4 protein-coding genes are annotated in these 4,466 nt (G+C 56.9%); 2 read left to right on the forward strand and 2 right to left on the reverse strand.

All coding sequences use genetic code 11. The annotated features are described in order from the left end of the window. Positions 1 to 175 (forward strand): tyrosine-type recombinase/integrase (locus AC2FNC_RS20175; protein WP_496716237.1); only part of this gene is annotated, 175 nt, incomplete at its 5' end. A gap of 461 nt (positions 176 to 636) precedes the next feature. Here the strand turns inward: AC2FNC_RS20175 and AC2FNC_RS20180 are convergent. Further along, positions 637 to 1,851: a carbohydrate porin gene (locus AC2FNC_RS20180; protein WP_480520385.1), complete on the reverse strand. Its 1,215-nt coding sequence runs from the start codon at positions 1,849 to 1,851 to the stop codon at positions 637 to 639. Positions 1,852 to 2,101: 250 nt separating this feature from the next. Here AC2FNC_RS20180 and AC2FNC_RS20185 point away from each other — a divergent pair, with 250 nt between their 5' ends. After that, on the forward strand, positions 2,102 to 3,427 hold the full coding sequence (locus AC2FNC_RS20185) for a metal-dependent hydrolase family protein (protein ID WP_480520388.1): 1,326 nt from the start codon (positions 2,102 to 2,104) through the stop codon (positions 3,425 to 3,427). Between the two features lie 144 nt (positions 3,428 to 3,571). On the opposite strand, the gene AC2FNC_RS20190 is transcribed toward AC2FNC_RS20185, so the two are convergent. Continuing rightward, entirely contained in the window at positions 3,572 to 4,153 is a 582-nt protein-coding gene (locus AC2FNC_RS20190; RefSeq protein WP_480520390.1) for a TMEM175 family protein, read from the reverse strand. Positions 4,154 to 4,466: the final 313 nt, after the last annotated feature.

Genomic DNA, 4,466 nt, shown 5'->3' on the forward strand with positions numbered 1-4,466 from the left:
CAGCTACGGCACGCATTCGCTTAGGCGCACCAAAGCGGCTTTGATATACAGAAAGACCGGAAACCTACGTGCCGTTCAACTTCTGCTCGGTCACAGCAAAGTGGACAGTACAGTGCGTTACCTTGGCGTCGAGCTTGAAGACGCGCTTAGTATTGCCGAACGTATCGATCTTTAACGATTTAGGCGGGCGGGATCGTCCGCTCGCCACTCCCAAGCAGACTTTCGGAATCTCCCGTTAATCTTCCGCTTCGAGCCCTTCTAGGACGTTTATGATCTGCGCAGAATCCGTCGTGAAGGGCGGACTGCGGACCTCCGCCGCATGTGCGTCCTGTGAATGCGACAACCGATAGAGCGGACGTTCAGACGAAGATTCTAACACCCGACATTCCGCACCGGGCAAGTCGGCTCCGAGTTCATCAAGTTCGATGCTACGCTCAGTATCGACGAGTAGAATGCCGACCATGTGAAATTCTGACGAGAATTCACGGAAGACGCGTTCACGACCGGAAGCCGCAGTTCATGCGGACTGAAACATTCCGTGGCAATGGCGGGATCTGGACGTGCGCGCCGCAACTAACCGAAGGCGGGTTGACGGACGGTTTCTGACAGTCGCTCGCCTGCGCCACACCACATATCTCAGAACACGAAACGTCCGCGTAAACTGATCAGGGTAATGCCGTCGCCCGAAGGGTCGAGCAGCGGGTTCTTGATGAACTGGATCGACGGGGTCAGTTCCAGACCAGGCGAGAGCGAAAACCGGTAGAACGCTTCTGCCGTGAACTGGGTCCCCTCGATATCTCGGGCGCCGGACCAGTCAAAGCCGACCGCGGCGAGATCGCCATTGGACGCGAAATACCCCAATCCGGTAGAGATGGAACGGTCGTAAAGGGCCGCTGTTCCGCGCGAACGCCCGGCCCGAAAGAACGGGTAAAATCCGTTCTGCAAAATCGCTGACAACGAAACAGTCGCTCCGTAGTCCTCAGCACGGCTGCCATCACTGGCGGCATCCGAATGCCATATCGTGACATGAGCATTGTTGTAGAAGGCTAGACCGACATCCGTCGTGTAGACCAAATCGAGGCTCTTGAAGAGATCTCCATCCACTACAACGTCAAAGTCCGGCGAGGTCGTCGGGTCGGCATTGGCATCTGCCACCGATCCGAAAACAAGGAAGTTGTCACCTAGTTGTGCGGCCCCGGCAACGCCAAGACCCTGACTGGGCGCGGCAATCGTCGGACTGGTGCTGAAGGCCGCATTTTGAAAGGCGGCGTACGGGCTGACGAGACCGTAGGAATCGAGATAGTCGGTGACGTCGATCAAGCCGAAGCGAACCGCCCAACGCTTGTCTTTAGCGGTGTGCGTCCAAAACAGATTGGTAAGAATCGTGCCAGCGTCGCTGAACACGGTGCCGGTCACCGACAGCGCCCCGGATGCTTCTCCGAGACCTTGCGGCGATACGCTTGTGTAGCTGCGGCGGTTCTCGACCTTGAATGTCAGCGACCCGTTGGAGGTTGCCTGCCAAGTGCCGTAAAGCCGTGCCAATCCGCCGACGGCCTTACCCGGTCCAAACGCCGCGTTGGTCGATTGGCCAAGCGAAAGATACTCGAAGTTGAACTTGATTCCCCGCGCTTCGAGCCTGTCCTTCCAGTCGAAATAACCGGGGACCAGGTTGCGTGGGAAATCGAAGCGATAGTTCGGATCGGGCGGCGCGTAGGAGAGCAGTAAATCGGACCGGACCGATGAAGGCCCGCCAAGCACCTCGGCACAGGTATACTCCGCTGCGCCGACGGAGATTAGCAGCGTCAGGCAGAAACGGACGGCACAGCCGCGGCCAGCGATCACCGCTGTCATGCGCGCGCCCCGACCCTGAAAAGCAGACGCAGCGCTCGCCGTGCGTTGTGCCATTTCCGATCCACCTTTCAATCCCCGTCGGTTGCAACCACTCAGAGCGCCTTTAGCGCCAAGATGTCCGCCCACTATAGGTGCCAACGCAAAATCGATCAGACGCCGACATCTGCCCAGATTGTCACACCCCAAAATGTTGTTCGACTTGTTGCTCTATCATAGAGTCTAATCGAGTTGGCGGCGAGGAGAATCTAAGGTGAGAAGCTTTTTTTTATTAATTTCCATAATGTTGGCGGGAACGGCTCAAGCGCAGTCGACATCCGATGTCCTGGTAACCAACGTCTCCGTTTTTGATGGACAGAACCCCGACCTGATCGAAAACGCGAATGTTCTAATAGAGGGCACCACAATCAAAAGCGTCTCGACCGACGAGATCGACCCAGGCGATGCGACGGTGATCGATGGCAAGGGTGGAACCCTGATGCCCGGCATGATCGACAATCACTGGCACGTTAGCTTTGCCGAAATTCCTGTCGATATCCTTGCAGCGGGCGATGTGTCGGAGGTTGCGCTGCGCGGTGCGATTGGGGCTGAGGCCACCGTGATGCGCGGTTTTACCACTGTGAGAGACATGGGCGGCAATCCCTTCGCAATCAAGAAGTTGGTGGATTCAGGCGAGCTTGTGGGCCCGCGAATTTATCCATCGGGCCCGCCGATCAGCCAGACCTCCGGTCATTTTGACTTCCGCAGCAAAAACGCTGTCCCTGCCAATCCGGCTGACCCTCTGGACTACTGGGAACGCAATGCGATCCTGATGACGGCAGACGGCGTGCCCGAGGTTACCAAGCGCGTGCGTGAGGCACTTCGGATGGGTGCCACGCAAATCAAATTGGCGGCAGGTGGCGGCACTTCGTCGAGTTTCGACCCTCTCGATGTGCAGCAGTACACGCTGGAAGAGATAAAAGCGGCCGTCGAGGTGGCCAGCACATGGAACACTTACGTCACGGTTCACGCCTACACGCCCACCGCCGTCAGAACAGCTGTAGAAGCCGGGGTCAAGGTCGTGGAGCACGGCCAGCTTCTGGACGATGAAACCATGGCACTTCTCGCCGAAAAGGACATCTGGCTCTCTCTGCAACCCTTTGTAATTGAGGATGACTCGGAATACGCGGCAAACCCGTTCGTGAAAGCCAAGCAAGAGATAATGGTTCAGGGAACCGCAAAAGCCTATGAATTGGCAAAAAAACACGACCTGAAGGTCGCCTTCGGGACCGATATACTGTTTTCGCCAGGTGGCGGTATCCAGCAGAACAAGATGGTGGCACTTCTTGGGTCGCATTTCGGCTACACGCCCTTTGAGGCGCTTCGGATGGTGACCTATGACAATGCGCAGCTTCTGAAGCTGTCAGGGCCGCGGGACCCATACCCCAAGGAGAAGGGCGTCATTTCCCAAGGTGCCTTAGCCGACCTGATCATCGTTGCCGGCAACCCACTGGATGATCTAAGCTTGATGGCGGACCCGGACCAGAACTTCGATTTGATCATGAAGGACGGGGTTATCCACAAGAACACGCTCGAGTGAGGCCGTCGGTCGAATGCTCGGCCCATATGCCCATGCGCGCCGTCCATCCCTGATCGGCGCGCATTCTGAGTTCCACCTTTGGCATTGCGCAACGGTATGAGTTGCGGAATTCCCAGTCGGGAGTTGTTGGCTTGCGGGTCGCGATCAGCGGTAATAGACAAATGGGTGCATCACGATTAGCGAGACCCAGACAAGTATTGCCAGCGTGGTGTCAACAAACGCCAGTGCAATGGACAGGATCGCGATCAATGTGCCCCGAATTGAAAGCAAGGTTGTTGCCAGTCCCGGCTCCGGTGCGGGTGCGTCCGGGACGAGGAGGCTGCGGTCGCGCGCATGCATTGCCATCATTGCAATCGACAACCATCCCATTCCGAGCGTGCCCGAGAACAATATTACCGACACCGGGCTATCGCCGTATGCGCTGATCAGCGAGGTGGTCCAGGGCGCGACGGAGATGAACAGGAGCAAGGCCAGATTGAGCAACAGGACCGTGATGTCGGCCAACCGGAGCTGCGCGACGATGTAATGGTGGTGGAGCCAAAGCGCACCGATGGCCAAGAAACTGATCAGCCAGCCGTACAGCTTCGGAAGGTCCGCAAGGATCAGTGTTCCAACAGATTTCTCCGTGCCGGTCGGAAGATCCAGATCCAGGACAAGAAGAGTTATAGCAATCGCAAATACACCGTCAGACAGGGCTGCTAATCGAGCGACGTCGAACTTTTGCATTGGGCGAACTCCTCCGAGCACACGCTACTTTGTCAGGCTCGCAGGGTAAACCTTGATGGCGCCTCGTCTCTTGTATTCATGTACCGCGGATTTGTCCGTAGAGTGTGAGTTCGATCATCTCCAGATTTTGCACGCGCTGCGAATGGCCGGTAAGCAGGCTGCGACTGCAGCAACGTTAAGGTGAGGCGAAGGTCGGGATTGGGCCGATATTGTTGAAAAACAACGTGTTGCTGGCGCAGAGAGAGGCGTACCGAACTGAGCGCGAGTGCCTTTCTTGTCAGGCTTTGCTCGTTTGCTGCGGTGCGGGAAAGAT

The organism is Ruegeria sp. BHSA123 (assembly GCF_059613425.1).

Bases quoted from the DNA above. Each gene is read 5' to 3' on its own strand.
- AC2FNC_RS20180 (WP_480520385.1), bottom strand. From the start codon at position 1,851: ATGACAGCGGTGATCGCTGGCCGCGGCTGTGCCGTCCGTTTCTGCCTG.
- AC2FNC_RS20190 (WP_480520390.1), bottom strand. From the start codon at position 4,153: ATGCAAAAGTTCGACGTCGCTCGATTAGCAGCCCTGTCTGACGGTGTA.